The sequence below is a fragment of the Ruegeria sp. C10 genome (genome assembly GCF_056537805.1).
In genome coordinates this window covers 874,679-892,086 of sequence record NZ_JBQFSC010000002.1, presented here as the reverse complement: position 1 = coordinate 892,086, position 17,408 = coordinate 874,679, and the positions used below count along the sequence as shown (strand labels likewise).

14 protein-coding genes are annotated in these 17,408 nt (G+C 56.7%); 5 read left to right on the top strand and 9 right to left on the bottom strand.

Annotation, left to right across the window (positions count from 1 at the left end):
* Positions 1-101: 101 nt before the first annotated feature.
* The 4 genes from ACR0DE_RS12790 to acs form a co-directional block, all read right to left on the bottom strand.
* A complete protein-coding gene (locus ACR0DE_RS12790) occupies positions 102-1,886 on the bottom strand; it encodes a sodium:solute symporter family protein (protein WP_170393349.1) in 1,785 nt (594 codons plus the stop codon).
* 5 nt (positions 1,887-1,891) lie between these two features.
* Positions 1,892-2,176: a DUF4212 domain-containing protein gene (locus tag ACR0DE_RS12785; protein ID WP_010439512.1), complete on the bottom strand. Its 285-nt coding sequence runs from the start codon at positions 2,174-2,176 to the stop codon at positions 1,892-1,894.
* 182 nt (positions 2,177-2,358) lie between these two features.
* Positions 2,359-3,042: an adenylate kinase gene (locus tag ACR0DE_RS12780; RefSeq protein WP_170563131.1), complete on the bottom strand. Its 684-nt coding sequence runs from the start codon at positions 3,040-3,042 to the stop codon at positions 2,359-2,361.
* A 7-nt stretch (positions 3,043-3,049) separates the two neighbouring features.
* The gene (gene acs / locus ACR0DE_RS12775; RefSeq protein WP_480753510.1) at positions 3,050-5,014 is read right to left on the bottom strand and encodes an acetate--CoA ligase; all 1,965 of its coding nucleotides are present in this window, start codon (positions 5,012-5,014) and stop codon (positions 3,050-3,052) included.
* Positions 5,015-5,422: 408 nt separating this feature from the next.
* Between acs and ACR0DE_RS12770 the strand changes: the two genes are divergently transcribed.
* Genes ACR0DE_RS12770 through ACR0DE_RS12760 form a run of 3 tightly spaced genes read left to right on the top strand, consistent with a single transcriptional unit; the run spans position 5,423 to position 8,535 of the window.
* Positions 5,423-6,439, top strand: a complete 1,017-nt coding sequence (locus ACR0DE_RS12770) for a C4-dicarboxylate TRAP transporter substrate-binding protein (protein ID WP_170393346.1) — start codon at positions 5,423-5,425, stop codon at positions 6,437-6,439.
* A 59-nt stretch (positions 6,440-6,498) separates the two neighbouring features.
* The gene (locus ACR0DE_RS12765; RefSeq protein ID WP_170393345.1) at positions 6,499-7,128 is read left to right on the top strand and encodes a TRAP transporter small permease subunit; all 630 of its coding nucleotides are present in this window, start codon (positions 6,499-6,501) and stop codon (positions 7,126-7,128) included.
* Between the two features lie 3 nt (positions 7,129-7,131).
* Positions 7,132-8,535 carry a TRAP transporter large permease gene (locus tag ACR0DE_RS12760; protein WP_480753508.1) on the top strand — a complete coding sequence of 468 codons (1,404 nt, stop codon included), beginning with the start codon at positions 7,132-7,134 and terminating at the stop codon, positions 8,533-8,535.
* Positions 8,536-8,585: 50 nt separating this feature from the next.
* Here the strand turns inward: ACR0DE_RS12760 and ACR0DE_RS12755 are convergent, their stop codons facing one another.
* Genes ACR0DE_RS12755 through rocF form a run of 3 tightly spaced genes read right to left on the bottom strand, consistent with a single transcriptional unit; the run spans position 8,586 to position 11,476 of the window.
* Positions 8,586-9,629, bottom strand: a complete 1,044-nt coding sequence (locus ACR0DE_RS12755; RefSeq protein ID WP_480753505.1) for an ornithine cyclodeaminase — start codon at positions 9,627-9,629, stop codon at positions 8,586-8,588.
* A gap of 6 nt (positions 9,630-9,635) precedes the next feature.
* Positions 9,636-10,556 (bottom strand): citrulline utilization hydrolase CtlX, encoded by a 921-nt coding sequence (gene ctlX / locus ACR0DE_RS12750; protein WP_480753503.1) that lies wholly within the window; start codon positions 10,554-10,556, stop codon positions 9,636-9,638.
* A complete protein-coding gene (rocF, locus tag ACR0DE_RS12745; RefSeq protein ID WP_170735233.1) occupies positions 10,556-11,476 on the bottom strand; it encodes an arginase in 921 nt (306 codons plus the stop codon). The genes ctlX and rocF overlap by 1 nt, the downstream gene beginning before the upstream one ends.
* Positions 11,477-11,562: 86 nt before the next feature.
* Here rocF and ACR0DE_RS12740 point away from each other — a divergent pair, with 86 nt between their 5' ends.
* Positions 11,563-11,991: an Lrp/AsnC family transcriptional regulator gene (locus ACR0DE_RS12740; RefSeq protein WP_170393340.1), complete on the top strand. Its 429-nt coding sequence runs from the start codon at positions 11,563-11,565 to the stop codon at positions 11,989-11,991.
* A gap of 91 nt (positions 11,992-12,082) precedes the next feature.
* On the top strand, positions 12,083-14,689 hold the full coding sequence (gene mprF, locus ACR0DE_RS12735) for a bifunctional lysylphosphatidylglycerol flippase/synthetase MprF (protein WP_480753500.1): 2,607 nt from the start codon (positions 12,083-12,085) through the stop codon (positions 14,687-14,689).
* Positions 14,690-14,692: 3 nt separating this feature from the next.
* Here mprF and ACR0DE_RS12730 read toward each other — a convergent pair whose 3' ends face one another.
* The gene (locus tag ACR0DE_RS12730) at positions 14,693-16,243 is read right to left on the bottom strand and encodes an efflux transporter outer membrane subunit (protein WP_480753498.1); all 1,551 of its coding nucleotides are present in this window, start codon (positions 16,241-16,243) and stop codon (positions 14,693-14,695) included.
* Positions 16,244-16,254: 11 nt separating this feature from the next.
* The gene (locus ACR0DE_RS12725) at positions 16,255-17,400 is read right to left on the bottom strand and encodes an HlyD family secretion protein (protein ID WP_170393337.1); all 1,146 of its coding nucleotides are present in this window, start codon (positions 17,398-17,400) and stop codon (positions 16,255-16,257) included.
* Between the last annotated feature and the right edge of the window lie 8 nt (positions 17,401-17,408).

Here is a 17,408-nt window from a genome sequence, read left to right as displayed (position 1 = left end):
CTCCGGAGTTCCGAATAAAAAATCCCGCCCGGTGGTGTGCCGGGCGGGAACAGTAAGTCGAAAGATGCGATCGAAGACAAGAGCCGCCGACCGCATCACACTCAGTGATCCTGAGCTGCGCCCGCACCACGGGGAATGCGAATGCTTTCGACCATATCTTTGATCTCCTGCGGAGTCTCTTTGGTCATACCGGCAACGACGTAGGCAACGCCGAAGTTGATCATCGCACCGATGGCGCCGAACGAGGTCGACTTGATCGGACCCAGCAGCGGGTCAGCATCGGTGAACGAGTTGGTGCCCGGAATGAACAGCCAGCCCTTGTGCAGGAAGATGTAGACCAGGGTTACGGTCAGACCAGCCAGCATACCTGCAACCGCGCCGGTGTTGTTGATGCGGGTCGAGAAGATCCCCATCATCAGCGCCGGGAAGATCGAGGCAGCCGCCAGACCGAAGGCCAAGGCCACGGTTTGTGCCGCAAAGCCTGGAGGGTTGAGACCCAGGTAGGTTGCAACGACGATGGCTACAGCCATTGCAATCCGTGCCGCCAGAAGTTCACCCTTTTCAGAGATCGACGGGTTGATTGCACCTTTGACAAGGTCATGGGACACAGCCGACGAGATCGCCAGCAGCAGGCCCGCAGCGGTTGACAGAGCAGCCGCAAGACCACCAGCAGCGACCAGACCAATCACCCAACCTGGCAAGTTGGCAATCTCAGGATTGGCCAGAACCAGGATGTCGCGGTTGAACTTGGTCAGCTCGTTACCGACCCAGCCTTTTTCTTCGGCGATTGCAGTCATCGCCTCGGATTTGTCGTTGTAGTACTGGATCTTGCCGTCGCCGTTCTTGTCTTCCCAATCCAGCAGACCGGTTTTCTGCCAAGTGGCCATCCAGTCGTAACGCGGATCATTGTCGATTTCCTCAACCGAAACAGCGCCACCTTCGATGCCACCATTGGGCCACATCATGTCGGTGATGTTCAGGCGCGCCATTGCACCAACAGCAGGAGCCGTCAGGTACAGCAGAGCGATGAAGACCAGCGCCCAGCCTGCCGACCAACGTGCGTCAGACACTTTGGGAACGGTGAAGAAGCGCATGATGACGTGCGGCAGACCAGCTGTACCGATCATCAGCGACAAGGTGAACAGCACCATGTTCAGCGTGTTCGAGTGGTGGGCCGTGTAGTCGTTGAAGCCCAGCTCGGTCACGATGGCGTCCAGCTTGGTCAGCAGGGGTTCACCGCTGGCGGTGTCACCAAACAGACCCAGCGCCGGAACAGGCGTGCCGGTCAACTGCAGCGAGATAAAGATGGCCGGGATGGTATAAGCGGTGATCAGCACGCAGTACTGAGCGACCTGAGTGTAGGTCACGCCCTTCATCCCACCAAACACTGCGTAGGCAAACACAACGCCGGCGCCGATCAGCAGACCTGTAGTGTTGGACACTTCGAGGAAGCGGCCAAAGGCCACGCCAACACCGGTCATCTGACCGATCACGTAGGTCACCGACGCAACGATCAGACAGATCACAGCAACGATACGTGCGGTCTGGCTGTAGAAACGGTCGCCGATGAATTCCGACACGGTGAACTTGCCGAACTTACGCAGGTAGGGCGCAAGCAGCAGAGCCAGCAGCACGTAGCCACCGGTCCAACCCATCAGGAAGGTCGAGTTGTCATAGCCGGTAAAGGCAATCAGGCCCGCCATCGAGATGAACGAGGCCGCAGACATCCAGTCCGCTGCTGTCGCCATACCGTTGGTGACCGGGTGAACGCCGCGACCGGCGGCATAGAATTCCGATGTGGAACCCGCACGGGCCCAGATCGCGATGCCGATGTAAAGCGCAAAAGACGCGCCCACAAACAGCAGGTTGATGGTAAACTGATCCATGCCGATTACTCCTCGTCCACGCCGTGCTCAGCGTCGAGCTTGTTCATGCGCCAGGCGTAGTTGAAGATCAGCACCAGAAAGACCAGGATCGATCCTTGCTGAGCGAACCAAAAGCCCAGATCTGTACCGCCAACGGCGATGCCGGACAGCAGCGGACGCAGCAGAATGCCGAATCCAAACGACACCAGCGCCCAAATCGCGAGGCTGATGTAGATGAGGCGCAGGTTGGCCTGCCAATAGCCCTTGTCGGCTTCGGCAGTCTGCGCGGAGTTTGTTGAATGATCCGCCATCGCGGGTTCCTCCTTCGCTTCCCTCATTGGCGGCCCATTGCCCAACTCCTCCAGTGCGGTGGGCCGCTTCTCGGTTGTGCCAAACGCCCCGTGACGTCAGGCATAACTTCTCTGGTCCGCCAAGGCGGGTCCATTGAAGTATTCTGATTTAGGATCAAAGCCCTAGGGCTTATCTCCTCCCCTTATTTCATGACCTCGCCGACAATCCCTTGAAGGTCTTGCGCGATGTCGTCGATCTGACCCATGGCATCGATGCCTTTCAGCACACCTTGGGCTTGATAGTAGTCAATCAGCGGTGCGGTTTGCGCGTGGTAGGCAGCAAGCCGTGAGGCAACCGTCTCGGCATTGTCATCGGCGCGGCGCTTGAATTCTGTGTGACCGCACTTGTCGCATTTGCCGTCTTCGACGGGCTGCTTGTACGAGTCGTGATAGCCCTCACCGCATCCGGCGCAGGTGTAGCGGCCAGAAATCCGCGTCACCATCTCGGCGTCTTCAACTTCAAGGCTGATGGCCGCGTTGATCTTCTGATCTGAAGACGCGAGCAGACCATCAAGAGCCTCGGCCTGGACTGTGGTCCGGGGGAAACCATCCAGTATGACGCCCTTGGCGCAGTCCGGTTCCGCCATGCGGTCGCGAAGGATCGCGATGACGATGCCGTCGCTAACAAGATCGCCCGCCTCCATGACCGCTTTGGCAGCATTACCAGCCTCGGTACCTGCGGCGACCGCGTCGCGCAGCAGATCACCGGTGCTGAGTTGTACAAGCCCGAACTTCTCTTCAAGCATACGAGCCTGCGTACCCTTCCCGGCGCCCGGAGGGCCGAGAAGGATCAGAACAGCGGGGGATATGGTCGTGGCAGCGTCCATCACATCCTCACTTGTTTGCCCGGTTTTCGATCAGGTCTTCGACCACTGACGGATCGGCCAGGGTCGACGTATCGCCAAGCGAACCAAAGTCGTTCTCGGCAATCTTGCGCAGAATTCGGCGCATGATCTTGCCCGAGCGAGTCTTGGGCAGGCCGGGGGCCCACTGGATCACATCAGGCGAGGCAATCGGGCCGATCTCGGTCCGGACCCAGGTGCGCAGCTCTTTCAGCAACTCATCTGACGGCTCGCGGTCATTCATCAAAGTGACATAGCAATAGATGCCTTGCCCTTTGATTTCATGGGGGTAACCAACCACAGCGGCCTCGGCGACGGCGGCATGGGCGACCAGCGCGCTTTCCACCTCGGCCGTGCCCATCCGGTGGCCGGAGACGTTGATTACATCATCGACGCGGCCAGTGATCCAGTAATCGCCATCCTCATCGCGACGGCAGCCATCGCCGGTGAAGTAGTAGCCTTTGTAGTCCGAGAAATAGGTCTTCTCGAACCGCTCATGATCGCCCCAGACGGTGCGCATCTGACCGGGCCAGCTGTCTTTGATGCACAGAACACCCTCAACGCCATTTCCCTCGATCTCAACACCGGATTGCGGGTCCAAAACCACCGGCTGGATGCCGAAGAACGGTTTCATCGCCGAGCCCGGCTTCATCGCATGCGCACCGGGCAGGGGGGTCATCAGGTGACCGCCGGTTTCGGTCTGCCACCAGGTGTCAACAATCGGGCATTTGCCTTTGCCAACAACTTCATTGTACCAGTTCCAGGCTTCCGGGTTGATCGGCTCGCCGACTGTGCCCAGCGTCCGGAGATCGCTCAGGTCGCATTTCTCGACGAACTCGGTACCCTGACCCATCAGAGCGCGAATTGCCGTCGGAGCGGTGTAGAACTGGTTCACCTTGTGCTTTTCGCACACCTGCCAGAAGCGTGATGCATCCGGATAGGTCGGCACGCCTTCGAACATCAGTGTGGTCGCTCCGTTGGCCAGCGGGCCATAGACGATATAGCTGTGGCCGGTGACCCAGCCGACATCGGCGGTGCACCAGTAAACGTCGCTTTCATGGTAGTCGAATGTGATCTCATGCGTCATCGCGGCATAGACCAGATAACCGCCGGTCGTATGGACGACACCTTTGGGCTGACCGGTCGAACCGGAAGTATAGAGAATGAACAGCGGATCTTCGGCATTCATCTCGGTGGGTGCGCAATAGTCATCCGCTTCAAGCGCCATTTCGTTGTAATCATAGTCGCGGCCATCAATCCAAGTGGTCTGCCCACCGGTGCGTTTGACCACCAGACATTTCACGCTGTCTTTGCAGTGCAGCAGGGCCGCGTCTGCGTTGGACTTCAGCGGAGTCTTTCGGCCACCACGTGGTGCCTCATCGGCAGTGATGACGACCTTGGCATCACATCCGTTGACTCGGGCTGCCAACGCATCGGGTGAAAACCCAGCAAATACAATCGAATGGATTGCTCCGATCCGTGCACAAGCCAGCATCGCATAGGCTGCTTCTGGGATCATCGGCAGATAGATCACAACGCGGTCACCTTTGCGCACGCCCATCGATTCGAGAATATTGGCCATGCGACAGGTGCGACGGTGCAATTCGGCGTAGGTAATGTGCTGAGCTTCGTCGTTTGGATCATCCGGTTCCCAGATGATCGCGGTCTGATCGCTGCGCGTATTCAAATGACGGTCAAGACAGTTGGCCGAGACGTTTAGCGTGCCGTCCGCATACCAGTTGATACCAACCGAACCAAAATCATAGCTGACGTCTTTGACCTGAGTATAAGGCTTGATCCAGTCAACGCGCTTGCCTTGCTCATCCCAGAATGCTTCGGGGTTGTTGATCGACGCAGCGTACATATCTGCGTATTTGTCGGCGTCGACATGCGCACGGGCGACAGTTTCTGCGGATGGCGGATATGTCTTGGCATCTGCCTGGGCAGCGGTAGTCATCTTTGAGGCTCCTCCCTCTGGACTGGATTACATGGGACCGATTTTGCCAGCCGATTAGGCAATGTCGATCCGGTTCCTCCCCAAGTTGAATAATACGGGGATCAGAAAAGAAATAAATAAATTGCCATAATCCTTGGATTTCTTTGTAAAGAAATTTCATTTTCGGCACTAACATTGTAAATAATTCTGAAATTGTGCGTAATATACACCTTAAATCAGCAAGATAGCTGTAATGACCTAAGTGCTCATTGGCATGTGTCTGGGGCTTTGGCCGATAGCTTCACTTTAATCTCGAAGTCTGGTGGCGATAACACCACTTCTCCTCGCAGGGGTTGGCAGCTTCTAGACTTGGCGCTAGCTTCACAAACAAGCATCCCGATAGGGGGCGCAACTAAGGGAGATACCACTATGAAAAAGATGTTGAGCGGTGCGGCTTTTGCCGCCCTGAGTGTGGCGTTTGTCACCGAAGCAGCCGCGACCGAATGGAATGCCTCGGTCTGGGGTAAGCGCCGCGCATTTACCGAGCATGTTGAGAAACTGGCTGAACTGGTGAACGAAAAAACCGGCGGCGATTTCACCATCAATGTTAGCTATGGCGGATTGTCGAAGCCCAAGGAAAACCTGGATGGAATCGAGATTGGCGCGTTCGAGATGGCGCAGTTCTGTGCGGGCTATCACCGCGATAAGAACCGCGCGATCACCGTTTTGGAACTGCCCTTCCTTGGCGTAAACACATTGGATGAAGAGGTGGCCGTCAGCCACGCAGTCTACGATCATCCAGCAGTCAAGGACGAGATGGCGCAGTGGAACGCGCGCATCATCATGACTTCACCGATGCCTCAATATAATCTTGTTGGTACCGGTGACCCTCGTGATGAGCTTGCCGAGTTCGACGGTATGCGCGTACGCGCAACTGGCGGTTTGGGGCAAGCATTTGAAGCAGTTGGTGGCGTACCTACGTCCGTGCCTGCGACCGAAGCCTACAATGCGATGGAATCTGGCGTGGTCGATACCGTGGCTTTCGCTCAGCATGCGCATTTGTCATTCGGGACGATCAACGAAGCTGACTGGTGGACGGCCAATCTGAATCCTGGAACGGTAAACTGTCCGGTGGTGGTGAATATCGACGCTTATGAAGCGCTGCCAGCCGAACATCGCGAAGCGCTGGACAGCTCGATTAATGAGGCTATCGATCACTATCTGGCCAACTACGGTGGACTGCTTGAAAAGTGGGATGGCGTGCTGGCAGAGAAAGGCGTTGAAAAGGTCGAGATTGACGATGCCGTGCTTGAGGAGTTTCGCGCCAAAGCCGCTGATCCTATTCGCGCGAAGTGGATCGAAGACATGACCGCCCAGGGTCTGCCTGCGCAGGATCTTTATGATCTTGTGCAATCGACGCTGCAACAGCAGCGCGGCGGTAACTGATCGCCACAGCCGGGTGTCATTAGGCACCCGGCATCTCCTTCAATCAAAGGAATGCTGAGATGGCAGGACATGCCACGGTGCTTGAGGATGGCAGTCTTCTAAGCCGGTTGGATCACCGTTTGTTACGTCTAGAGCGTTTTATGGCGCTGATCAGCGGTTTCGCGGTTTTCGGGCTCATGGTGCTGGCTGTTGTGTCAGTCAGCGGCCGAAACGCCTTAAACGCGCCTTTGCCCGGATATGTTGACTGGATTGAACAGGCGATGCCCCTGATCGCGTTTCTGGGTATCTCGTTTGTGCAACGTGATGGCGGGCATATCCGAATGGATATCGTTATCTCGCGTCTGAAAGGGCGGGCGCTGTGGTTGTTCGAGCTGATCTCGGTTCTGTTGATACTGCTGCTGATGCTGGCGCTTGTTTGGGGTAGTTGGTCCCACTTTGACCGGTCCTTTGACTTCGGCGCTCCGATGTGGAGTCGCGACAGCTCAATTGATATCGGGATTCCTATTTGGCCAGCCAAGCTGCTGGCACCCGTTGCTTTTTCGGTGCTGTGCGCCCGGCTAATCTTGCAGGTCTGGGGCTATGGACGCGCCTTCATGCTGGGGCTCGAGGCACCGGTGGCCGTACCGCTGATACAGGATGCCGCCGCACAGGCTGCAGCCGAGGCCGAACAATTCGAAGGACGTAACTGACCCATGGACACGATTGATATCGGCCTTTGGGTCACTGCCGGACTGTTGGTTCTTGTCGTCACTGGCATGCGGGTGGCATTTGCTGCAGGTCTGGCAGGGTTGGTTGGCCTTGTTTGGATATTCTGGGCAAAGTTTGGGTATGATCCCGAGCGGTTTGGTAAGGCACTGACGGTGGCCGTCAAAACGGCTGGCCAGGTGCCACATTCCAAGGTGGCGTCTCATACGCTGAGCCTGATCCCAACATTCATCCTGATCGGCTATCTAGCCTACTACGCTGGCCTGACCCGCGCCTTGTTTGAGGCGGCAAAACGCTGGGTGGCATGGGTGCCTGGCGGGTTGGCGGTTTCAACGATTTTTGCGACCGCCGGTTTCGCCGCCGTATCAGGTGCATCGGTCGCCACATCAGCCGTCTTTGCGCGCATCGCCATCCCTGAAATGCTGGCCGTCGGGTATAATAAACGTTTCGCCGCCGGTGTGGTTGCCGCTGGCGGGACCTTGGCCTCGCTAATCCCCCCATCCGCGATCCTTGTGATTTACGCCATCATTGTCGAGCAGGATGTGGGAAAACTGCTGCTCGCAGGCTTCATCCCTGGCGCGTTTTCGGCGGTGATCTATGGCTTGCTGATCGTCGGTATCGCCGTGATCTTCAAGTCCGTCGGACCGCCGGTCACCGGGTTTACCTGGAAACAACGATTTGCTGCTCTTCCGGGCGCACTGCCCATTGTGGCGGTGATCCTCATCATTATCTGCTTTGTTTACAACCCTTTCGGCGACAAGGCCTGGGGCACCCCGACCGAGGGCGGGGCCATCGGGGCCTTCATCGTGTTCTGCTTTGCCCTGATCCACGGCATGCGCTGGCCTGAATTCAAATCGGCCTTGCTTGAAACCGCCAAACTGACCGCCATGATTTTCGCGATTATTTGGGGTGTTTTGATCTACGTGCGCTTTCTTGGTTTCGCAGATCTGCCGGGGGCGTTTTCCGACTGGATCACTTCGCTCGAAATGTCGCCTATGTTGATCCTCATTTGCATCCTGCTGGCCTACGCAGTGCTGGGCATGTTCATGGATGCGATCGGTATGTTGCTTTTGACACTTCCGGTTGTGTATCCCGCCGTTATGGCCCTGAACGGAGGCGAGGCCGTCAACGCAGCAGACAGCGCCTTTGGTATGTCCGGGCCGATGTGTGCGATCTGGTTTGGTATCTTGGTGGTCAAAATGGCCGAGTTCTGCCTGATCACACCTCCTATTGGTCTAAACTGTTTTGTTGTCGCAGGCGTGAGGCCCGATCTTAGTGTTCAGGATGTCTTCAAAGGTGTAACGCCGTTCTTCATTGCCGATGCTCTGACCATCGCACTGCTGGTGGCCTTTCCAGGGATTGTTCTCTACCTGCCATCGCTTGCGGGATAAGAAAAAGCCCCGGCCAAAGGCCGGGGCACAGTTTTAGAAGTGCGGGTTCTTTATCCTGCCCGCATCAACATCCCGAACAGATCCCGCGGGTCGTCTGGGTCTGCGAGCATGTCCAATGGCTCATAGAAATCAGTGCCTTCAATCGCGCTTTTGATGTAACGTAGTGCCGAGAAGTCCTCGATCGCGAAGCCGACACTGTCGAACAACGTGATCTGTCGATCATCGGTGCGGCCTTTGGCTTGTCCGGTCATAACTTCCCACATCTCGGTGACAGGGTGATCATTCTCCAGAGCTTGAATTTCACCTTCGATCCGCGTTTGCTCGGGGTATTCTACAAAGATCTCCGAGCGCAACAGAATATCGCGGTGCAGTTCGGTCTTGCCGGGGCAATCACCGCCAATCGCGTTGATGTGCACACCGGGGCCGACCATGTTGTCGGTCAGGATGGTGGCGTATTTCTTGTCAGCGGTGCAGGTCGTTATGATCTGAGCGCCTTCGATTGCGTCCTCCGGCGTTTTGCAGGGCAGGACCGTCAGCCCTTTGCCCTGCAGATTGGCTGCACATTTCGCCGTCGCGTTCGGGTCGGTGTCGTAGAGCCTGACCGTGTCGATCCCGCACATGGCTTTGAAGGCGAGGCACTGGAACTCGGATTGCGCGCCGTTTCCAATCATCGCCATCGTCGTTGCGGATTTGGGCGCGAGATATTTGCCGACCAGCGCAGAGGTTGCCGCTGTCCGCAAAGCAGTCAACATCGTCATTTCGGTCAACAATGTCGGGTAACCGGTATAGACATCAGCCAGCAGGCCAAACGCGGTCACGGTCTGCAGGCCCTCAGACGTATTTTTGGGATGCCCATTGACGTATTTGAACCCGTACGCCTCACCATCCGAGGTTGGCATCAGTTCGATCACCCCATGTGGTGAGTGGGCCGGGATGCGGGGCGTTTTGTCAAAGCTCTCCCAGCGTTTAAAATCGGATTCGATCTGCGCGGCAATCTGCGTGATCATCTGTTCGACCCCGATGTGATGGACCAGACGCATCATGTTGTCGACGGATACAAATGGCACGAGGGCCTTATCAGAAGGTTGCATCAAAGACTCCTATCGGCGGGAAAGATGGATACCAGCGATCATACAACGTACGGATCCACCGGCTGTTTCAATTGTGGGAACCGAGAGCGGCAGTGGAGTTGCACTGGCTTCGATGATCGCGACTTGAGCAGGTGTAAGAGCCTGTAGCGCTCGGCTAGACAACGCCAGGACAAGACCATCATTGCCACTAAGCTCAATCGCGTTTCCTGCAAAATCTGCAATCTGCTCATGGGACAGATCGATGACAGTACGGCCAGATTCCTCAAGCCGTGCCCGAACTGTTGCCCGACGTTCTGGGTTGGAAATCATGTCCAAACAGATAAGGGCGTAGTGCGTGCCGATCCCCATCAGGACATTGGTGTGATAGACATCACGGCCTTCAGCGTCCTTTGCATCAAAGGCAATCGGCTCATAGTTGAAATGCGTACAGAAACGCTCCAACAACACCGGATCGGCGCGGTTGGATCGAACAGTGTAGGCAATACGGCCCACGTGATCCAGAACCATTGCGCCAGTGCCCTCAAGCGCGAGGTCGTCCTGTTCGAGGCCGGAATAGTCGATGACGTCTTGCACTCGATATTCCCGCTTCAGTAACTCAATTACATCTGAGCGTCTTTCGCGTCTGCGCGATGGAACGAACATCGGATAAACAGCGACATGACCGCCTGGATGGGTCGAAAACCAGTTGTTTGGGAACACGCTGTCGGGTGTGTCACGTTCGCCTTCGTCGTCAAACACATGAACGGTCACACCAGCAGCGCGAAGCTGTTCTACTGCTTTGTCATGCTCATCCCGCGCGGTAGCAGACGTCGCTGCAGCAGATCGATTTGCCAGTGTTTGAAATGCATTGTCGTCGCGGGTTTCAGGATTCGACGCAAATGCGTGCGGGCGCACCATCACGACAGCTGAAGGAGATTGAAGAGAAATCATCAGAAGCTCCGGGTTGGGCGATCGAAGATGCGACGACCCATAAGCGAGGCTGCAAGATCGACCATCAGTTTTGCGGTTCGGCCGCGCTCATCCAGGAATGGGTTCAGTTCAACTAGATCCAGCGAACAAACGAGACCGCTTTCATGCAGCAATTCCATGACCAGATGGGCCTCACGTTCGGTGGCACCGCCGGGGACAGTGGTGCCGACGGCTGGTGCGATCGACGGGTCAAGGAAATCTACATCCAGCGAGACATGCAGGATGCCGTTTGCTGCGCGTACTTTATCAAGGAAGGCCAGTAGGGGTGCCTTGATCCCGTGCTCGTCGATGCTACGCATATCGGCCAGCATCGCGTGATCTTTTTCCAACGCCGCACGTTCGGCGGGATCGACCGAGCGCAGACCGATCATACCGACGCGATCCGTTGGGATCGGCGATATCAGCGGTGGAAAGGCGTCAAAGCCTGACTGGCCAGTGAAATAAGCGACCGGCGTTCCATGCAAATTACCGCTGGCCGTACTGCTGGGCGTATGGAAATCACTGTGTGCATCTAACCAGAGCACGAAAAGAGGGCGCCCGATACGGTCTGCATGTGCCGCCATTCCTGCCACCGTGCCCATCGACAGGGCGTGATCACCGCCCATGAAGATAGGAAGGCCTTCAAGCGCGGCTTCCTGAGCCGTGCGGCTTAGCGCCTGTGTCCAGCCAACGCATTCCGGTAAAGAGAACAGATGGGTGTCTTCCGAAATGTAGACGGCATCTGGTCGCGTGTCACCGATGTCCGACACAGAATGCCCGAGATCTGACAGCGCTTGGGCGAGACCCGCGACCCGATAGGCATCTGGACCCATCCGACAGCCTTGGCGGTGTTTGCCGGCATCCATCGGCGCTCCGGCGAGAATGATGTTCATTTTGCTCATAAGTCTATCTATCGATACGATATGAGTTGAGAAAAGAGATCAAATTGGTCAAAGTGAATTGGCAAATTCCGATTTGGTAATCACGCATGGACGAACTGGACAATCGCTTATTGAACGCACTGCACAGAGATGCTCGGGCATCGTTGTCGGAACTGGCTGAACTGCTCGGGGTGACCCGAACAACCGTGCGCAGCCGACTAAAGCGGCTTCAGCAGTCTGGCGAAATCGTCGGCTTTACCGTTGTGACACGGCAGGGCGTATCGGAAAGCCCTGTTCGTGGATTGATGATGCTTGAGATCGCAGGCCGCGGGACCGAGCGGATCAGATCGCGGATCGCTGCGATGCGTCAGGTTCGGGCGGTGCACTCAACCAATGGAAGTTGGGATCTGATCGCAGAGATCGGAACCGATACACTGGATGAGCTTGATGAAGTCCTGTTCCAGATCCGTCGGATGGAGGGTGTCACACGATCTGAGACCAATCTGTTGCTCTCGACACGCAAGGGCCGTTCGTGACGCGTTGCCCAAGGCCCTTTGCCGGATGGGAAAATCGTGCAAAGCTTTGAATTGACACTGATCTGAGGATCGCGGGGCAGGGGCGAACGGAATGACGACACAGCCGACAACGGAAGAGACACGCGCCGTACGTCTGGCCGAGTATGTGACAGGGCTGTTGGAAAAGCCGCTGGTCAAGATTGCGGTTCCGTTGCTGATTACAGGAATCGCGCTTGCGGTTCTGCATGACCTCTCTGCGCATGTGAAATGGTCAGATATCCAAAGCGATATCGCAGCGAAACCATGGAAATTCATGTTTTTTGCGATGTGCTGGACGGCTTTCAGTTTTCTGTCGCTTTCGTTCTACGATGTGCTTGCCGTGCAGAGCGTCGCCGATGGAAAAGTGCCTCTGCCCGTTGCGGGGATGGCCGGTGCAAGCGGCTATGCGGTATCGAACTGCCTGGGATTCTCCTATATCACCGGCACCGCGATCCGATACCGTATCTATGCGTCGCTGGGGCTTGATCTTGGCCGCGTGGCCGGGGTGATCGCGACTTCTTGGGTGGCGTTCTGGATGGGACTGATCCTGCTTTTGGGCCTGTTGCTTACAATACACCCGGATGGCATTTCCAAGGTCCTGCCGATCAGTGAAACGACGGAGACTGTGATCGGTCTGAGCATGTTGGCGGGGCTTGCGGTCTTGTTTGTCTGGCTTTCAAGCGGAGGGCGGCGATTGGCCTATGGTGGGTTTGGGTTCAACCTGCCGGGCGGCAAGCTGGCAAGTCTGCTGACAATCGCGGCGGTAGGCGATCTGTTCGGCGCTTCAATGGCGCTGTATGTGCTCATGCCGGACGATCTGGGGGTTGGCTACCCGTATTTCTTCGCGGTCTATATAGGCGCAATAGCGGTGGGTATCCTTAGCCATGCACCGGGAGGAATCGGTGTGTTCGAAGCCACTCTGATCGCTGGTCTAGGGGCGTCGGGCCGGTCTGATGTGATCGCTGCGCTTCTGCTCTACCGACTGGTCTATACGTTCCTTCCGTTTGCCATCGCCAGCCTGTCGATTGCGGTCGCGTCGGTTCTGACACAGCGCCATCGCATCGGGGGCGCGGTCACTTGGGTCTATCGCGCAATTCGCCCCATTGTCCCGATGGTGGCTGCCGGCGTCGCGGCTGTGGCAGGAGTTATCCTGTTGGTTTCAGGGGCTTTGCCTTCCAGTACGCAGAACCTTGGCGTACTGCGAGAGGTTTTGCCTTTGTCATTTGTCGAGGCATCTCATCTTGCAGGCAGCGCCGTGGGTGTCCTACTGCTACTTGTCTCACGTGGCCTATTCCGCAAGCTCTATCGGGCATGGGTTGTTGCCATGCTTTTGATGGTGGCGGGTTTCTTCGCCTCGCTCGCCAAAGGGCTTGATACGCATGAAGCCCTTTCATTGCTGTTCACGATTGGCCTTTTGGCGATGTTTCGGGGTGCGTTTTACCGGGTAAGCGGTGCATCTATCTTTCGGCTAAATATCCCTTGGCTGGTCAGCGTCGTCGCGTTGCTGGCGGTGATTTTCTGGATTGGATTGTTCGCTTATTCCCATGTCGAATATCAAAACGCGCTGTGGTGGGACTTTGCCTGGAGTGGAGATGCCTCGCGATTCCTGCGGTCCAGCCTCGTGGTGGCCGTGATCGTTGGCATCGTGGCGGTGAACTCGCTGTTCGGCCGTGAAATCCCCGCGCCGGTTAGGACTGAAATCCCCGAAGTTGTCGAACGTCTCGTGATGGAGAGCGAAGACACCGAATCTCAGATTTCACTGACGGGTGATAAGCAATTCCTGATCTCGCCTGACGAAACCGCATTCCTTGCCTATGCCGATACTGGCAATGCGCTGATCACCAAAGGAGAGCCTGTGGGTGATGAGCAAGCGGGGCAGCAACTGATCTGGCAATTGCGAGAAATGGCCGATCGCGAAGGCAAGCTTTGTGCGTTTTACAGTGTATCGACCAAATATCTGCCGACATTCCTGGACCTGGGCCTGTCGATCCTGAAGATCGGAGAAGTGGCCCGCGTACCGCTGCAGAATTTCTCGCTGGACGGAAAATCGCGCAAACGGTTCCGGCAGGCGAAGAACAGGGCTGAGCGTGAGGGGTACAAGTTCGAAATTATCCCCAAAGAACAGCTTGCAACGGTGTTGCCCGAACTTCGTCAGATCTCGGACGATTGGTTGGCGCAAAAGGCAGGTGAGGAAAAGGGTTTTGCCTTGGGCGGCTTTGATGATGCCTACCTTTCTTATTTCGACCATGCGGTTCTGCGGGATGAGACGGGCAAGATCATGGCCTTTGCGAACCTGTTTCAAGGCGGAAACAAATCCGAACTGTCTCTGGATTTGATGCGTTATGAACCGGACAGCCCCAGCTTTGTCATGGATGCGCTGTTTGCTGAGATGATGGTCTGGGGGTCCGAGCAGGGATTCCACTGGTTCTCACTGGGCGCAGCGCCATTTTCAGGGATCGAAAACCGGCAGCTGGCCTCGCTTTGGAATCGGATCGGTGGGTTCGTTTATGAACATGGCGAACAATTCTACCACTTCGAAGGCCTGCGCGCCTTCAAGCAGAAATTCGATCCGGAATGGAGCCCCAACTATCTGGCCAGCCCCGGCGGGTTGGCCGCGCCACGTATCCTCTACGAAGTTAACATCCTGATCTCGGGTGGCCTGCGCGGGTTGACGAAATAGGCCTCAGTTCAAGCTGGCGCGTGTTGGCGTTTTCTCCAACAGATCACCCCAATCGGTGCGATAGGCCATCTCGGCCAGCACCGTCTCGGGTAGGAATTCCTGATTCTGCCGAATCTGCCAACCACCACCCAGACCTTTGTAGATCGCGACCAGATTCGAAGAGACCTCCTGCCGGGCCTCGATCAGGTTCGCCTGCGATCGTAATAGCGCGGTCTGCGTGTTCAGGATACGCGAATAGCTGGCGATGCCGTCTCGGTACTGATCGACCGCGATTTCAGCCGCCTTGTGCGAAGCTTCGACGCTGCGCTGATAAAAGGTGACCTGTTTGCGCGCCTGTGCGTAAGCAACCATCGCGCTTTCGACCTCGGAATACGCGGTCAGAACGGTATTCTGATAGTTGGCGATCAACGCTTGATAGGCGGCATCCTGCGCGCGGACGTTGTTCTTGATGCGGCCATAGTTCAGGACATTCCAGACAACGCCTGCGCTAGCCAATCCTGTGGCGCTGTTGGTGCTGAACAGATCGCGCCCACCCGAGGCCTGCAAACCGATCGCGCCCGACAGGATGAATTGTGGATAGAGATCAGCCAACGCGATCCCCACCTGCGCCGATTGGGTGGCTGCCGCCAATTCGGCGGCGCGGACGTCAGGCCGCCGCCGTAGCAATTCGGCAGGGACTCCCACAGCTACGTTGCTGCGCCCTGTTGGAATGCGACCCGAGTTTCCGATCAAGCCAGTCATCTGGGAAGGGGTTTTGCCCAACAGAACCGCCAGTGCGTTCTTGGCTTGTTGGATATCGCTTTCCAACTCGGGCACGAGTGCCTTGGTGTTGTTGAGCAGGGCAGTCGATTCCTGCACATCCAACTCGGTTGTAACGCCGTTGTTAAAGCGCAGCTGAGTGAGGTCTGCCGATGCCTGCTGAATCGTGATGTTTTCCCGCGCGATGCGCAGAGCCTCTTGCAACGAACGGATGTTGATATAAAGCGCCGCAACATCGCCAGTCAGCGTGACCAAAGCGTCGTCATAATTAGCAACCTGCAGTGCCAGGTTCGATCGCGCGGCTTGTACGCCGCGACGTTGCTGGCCCCATACGTCCAGTTCCCATTGCGCATCAAACCCAACTTGCGAAGTCGAGAATTCGGTGTCCAAGGGAATGATTCGCCGAATGTCCGAAATCGGCCCAAGATTGTCGCTGATCTGTCGGCGTTGGAGCGAACCGCCCACGGCCTGCGATTGCGGGTAGAGCTCTCCGAATGCGATACCAAGTTGTGCGCGGGCCTGAAGTACGCGGGCACCTGCAACCTGTAAGGTCAGGTTCTGCGCATAGGCTTCTGCGATCAGTTTGTTCAGCGTCGGGTCGTTGAATGTCTCCCACCAGCGCACAACCGGGGCGCTGCGCGAGGTCAGGCCGCTCTGGCCCGCGCTGGGGTTGTTGACCTCCATCCATTGCTTCACGACCGGAGAGCTGGGGCGCACAAAATCAGGCCCCACCGGCGTACAGGCGGTGAGGGTAGCGGCGCAAAGGGCAGTGCCTAACAACCGGCGGAGTGTCATCGTACGCATCCTCAGATATCCAGTGGCCGGATGAAGTTGGCGAAGGAATAGAGGCGAATGTTGATGCGCCTCAGAAATTCAAAGCTTTTTCCCATGCCGGTGTAAATCGCCACCGCAGCGTGGCCACCTGCAGGAAAAGTATGCCCCTCAGGCACATCGACCGAGATCTGAACGGCGATCCGACCGGGCAGTTTTGGTAGCTCAAAGCCGGGCAGGCGGCCTGAGGGCAAGTATTGGCCCTGACGTGTGGCCCACCAGACCGCCTCAACTTTGCCGGTCAGAATTTCTCCGGGATAGAGGTCCAGAGCAACTTCGACTGGTTGGCCGACCTCGACAAATTTCAGGTTCTGCTGGCGGAAGGTGGCTAGAATATAGGGGTCTTCTTCGGTGACAAAGCTGGCAATGGCACCCAGACGAATTTCCCCCACAACCATCCCCGGGCGGGCCTGTTGCGAAACGATCATGCCATTTTCGGGGGCATAGATCGTTGTGTTGTCGAGAAAATACTCGGCCTCGGCCAGCTGCGCCTCAGCCTCAATAATGCCCGTATTCACGCCGTCGATCTGCGAATCCAGCGCAAGGTTGGCCTTTTCCAAATTGGCCTGAGCTTCCTTAATCTTCGCCTGATCTTCCGCGACCTGTTCGTTCCAGCGGTCTAGTTCATCCTGACGGGCACCTCCGGCGGGAACGAGATTCTCGTATCGCGCTTGTTCGGTCAGCGCATAGGCCAACTGCGCGTTTGCGCGTTCGACCGCTTCACCAGCGGCGATGACATCCTGTTCAAGGATCTTCGCGTTTTGCTGCGCCGCCACCAGCTGTGCATTCGCCTTGTCCACGGCCAGCGAAAACACCGTGTCGTCGAACTTATACAGCGGATCGCCCTTAGTGACCCAGGTGTTGGGCTCGACCAAAACCTCGGACAGGATTGTGGGCTGAGTCAGACGCGGGACGATCTGGATGGTGGAGCGCACGACGTGGCTGTCGACGGAAAAGGGTTGAAAGAAGCGCAGCGCGACCAAAAAGATCAGCAGCAGATGAGCGCCGACCCAGAATGAGACGATCCCCCACATGATGTTGAATTTCAGCCATTGCACCTTGAAGAAGATGAACCAGACAAAAATAATGTAGAAAAGCGTGATGCCTAGGGCGACGAACATGAGTGCTG

Excerpts from the sequence above, each read along its gene's own strand:
- ACR0DE_RS12725 (WP_170393337.1), bottom strand. The coding sequence starts at position 17,400 with ATGTTCGTCGCCCTAGGCATCACGCTTTTCTACATTATTTTTGTCTGG.
- ACR0DE_RS12790 (WP_170393349.1), bottom strand. The coding sequence starts at position 1,886 with ATGGATCAGTTTACCATCAACCTGCTGTTTGTGGGCGCGTCTTTTGCG.
- ACR0DE_RS12730 (WP_480753498.1), bottom strand. The coding sequence starts at position 16,243 with ATGACACTCCGCCGGTTGTTAGGCACTGCCCTTTGCGCCGCTACCCTC.
- ACR0DE_RS12760 (WP_480753508.1), top strand. The coding sequence starts at position 7,132 with ATGGACACGATTGATATCGGCCTTTGGGTCACTGCCGGACTGTTGGTT.
- ACR0DE_RS12770 (WP_170393346.1), top strand. The coding sequence starts at position 5,423 with ATGAAAAAGATGTTGAGCGGTGCGGCTTTTGCCGCCCTGAGTGTGGCG.
- ctlX (WP_480753503.1), bottom strand. The coding sequence starts at position 10,556 with ATGATTTCTCTTCAATCTCCTTCAGCTGTCGTGATGGTGCGCCCGCAC.
- rocF (WP_170735233.1), bottom strand. The coding sequence starts at position 11,476 with ATGAGCAAAATGAACATCATTCTCGCCGGAGCGCCGATGGATGCCGGC.
- ACR0DE_RS12785 (WP_010439512.1), bottom strand. The coding sequence starts at position 2,176 with ATGGCGGATCATTCAACAAACTCCGCGCAGACTGCCGAAGCCGACAAG.
- ACR0DE_RS12780 (WP_170563131.1), bottom strand. The coding sequence starts at position 3,042 with ATGGACGCTGCCACGACCATATCCCCCGCTGTTCTGATCCTTCTCGGC.
- mprF (WP_480753500.1), top strand. The coding sequence starts at position 12,083 with ATGACGACACAGCCGACAACGGAAGAGACACGCGCCGTACGTCTGGCC.
- ACR0DE_RS12740 (WP_170393340.1), top strand. The coding sequence starts at position 11,563 with ATGGACGAACTGGACAATCGCTTATTGAACGCACTGCACAGAGATGCT.
- ACR0DE_RS12765 (WP_170393345.1), top strand. The coding sequence starts at position 6,499 with ATGGCAGGACATGCCACGGTGCTTGAGGATGGCAGTCTTCTAAGCCGG.
- acs (WP_480753510.1), bottom strand. The coding sequence starts at position 5,014 with ATGACTACCGCTGCCCAGGCAGATGCCAAGACATATCCGCCATCCGCA.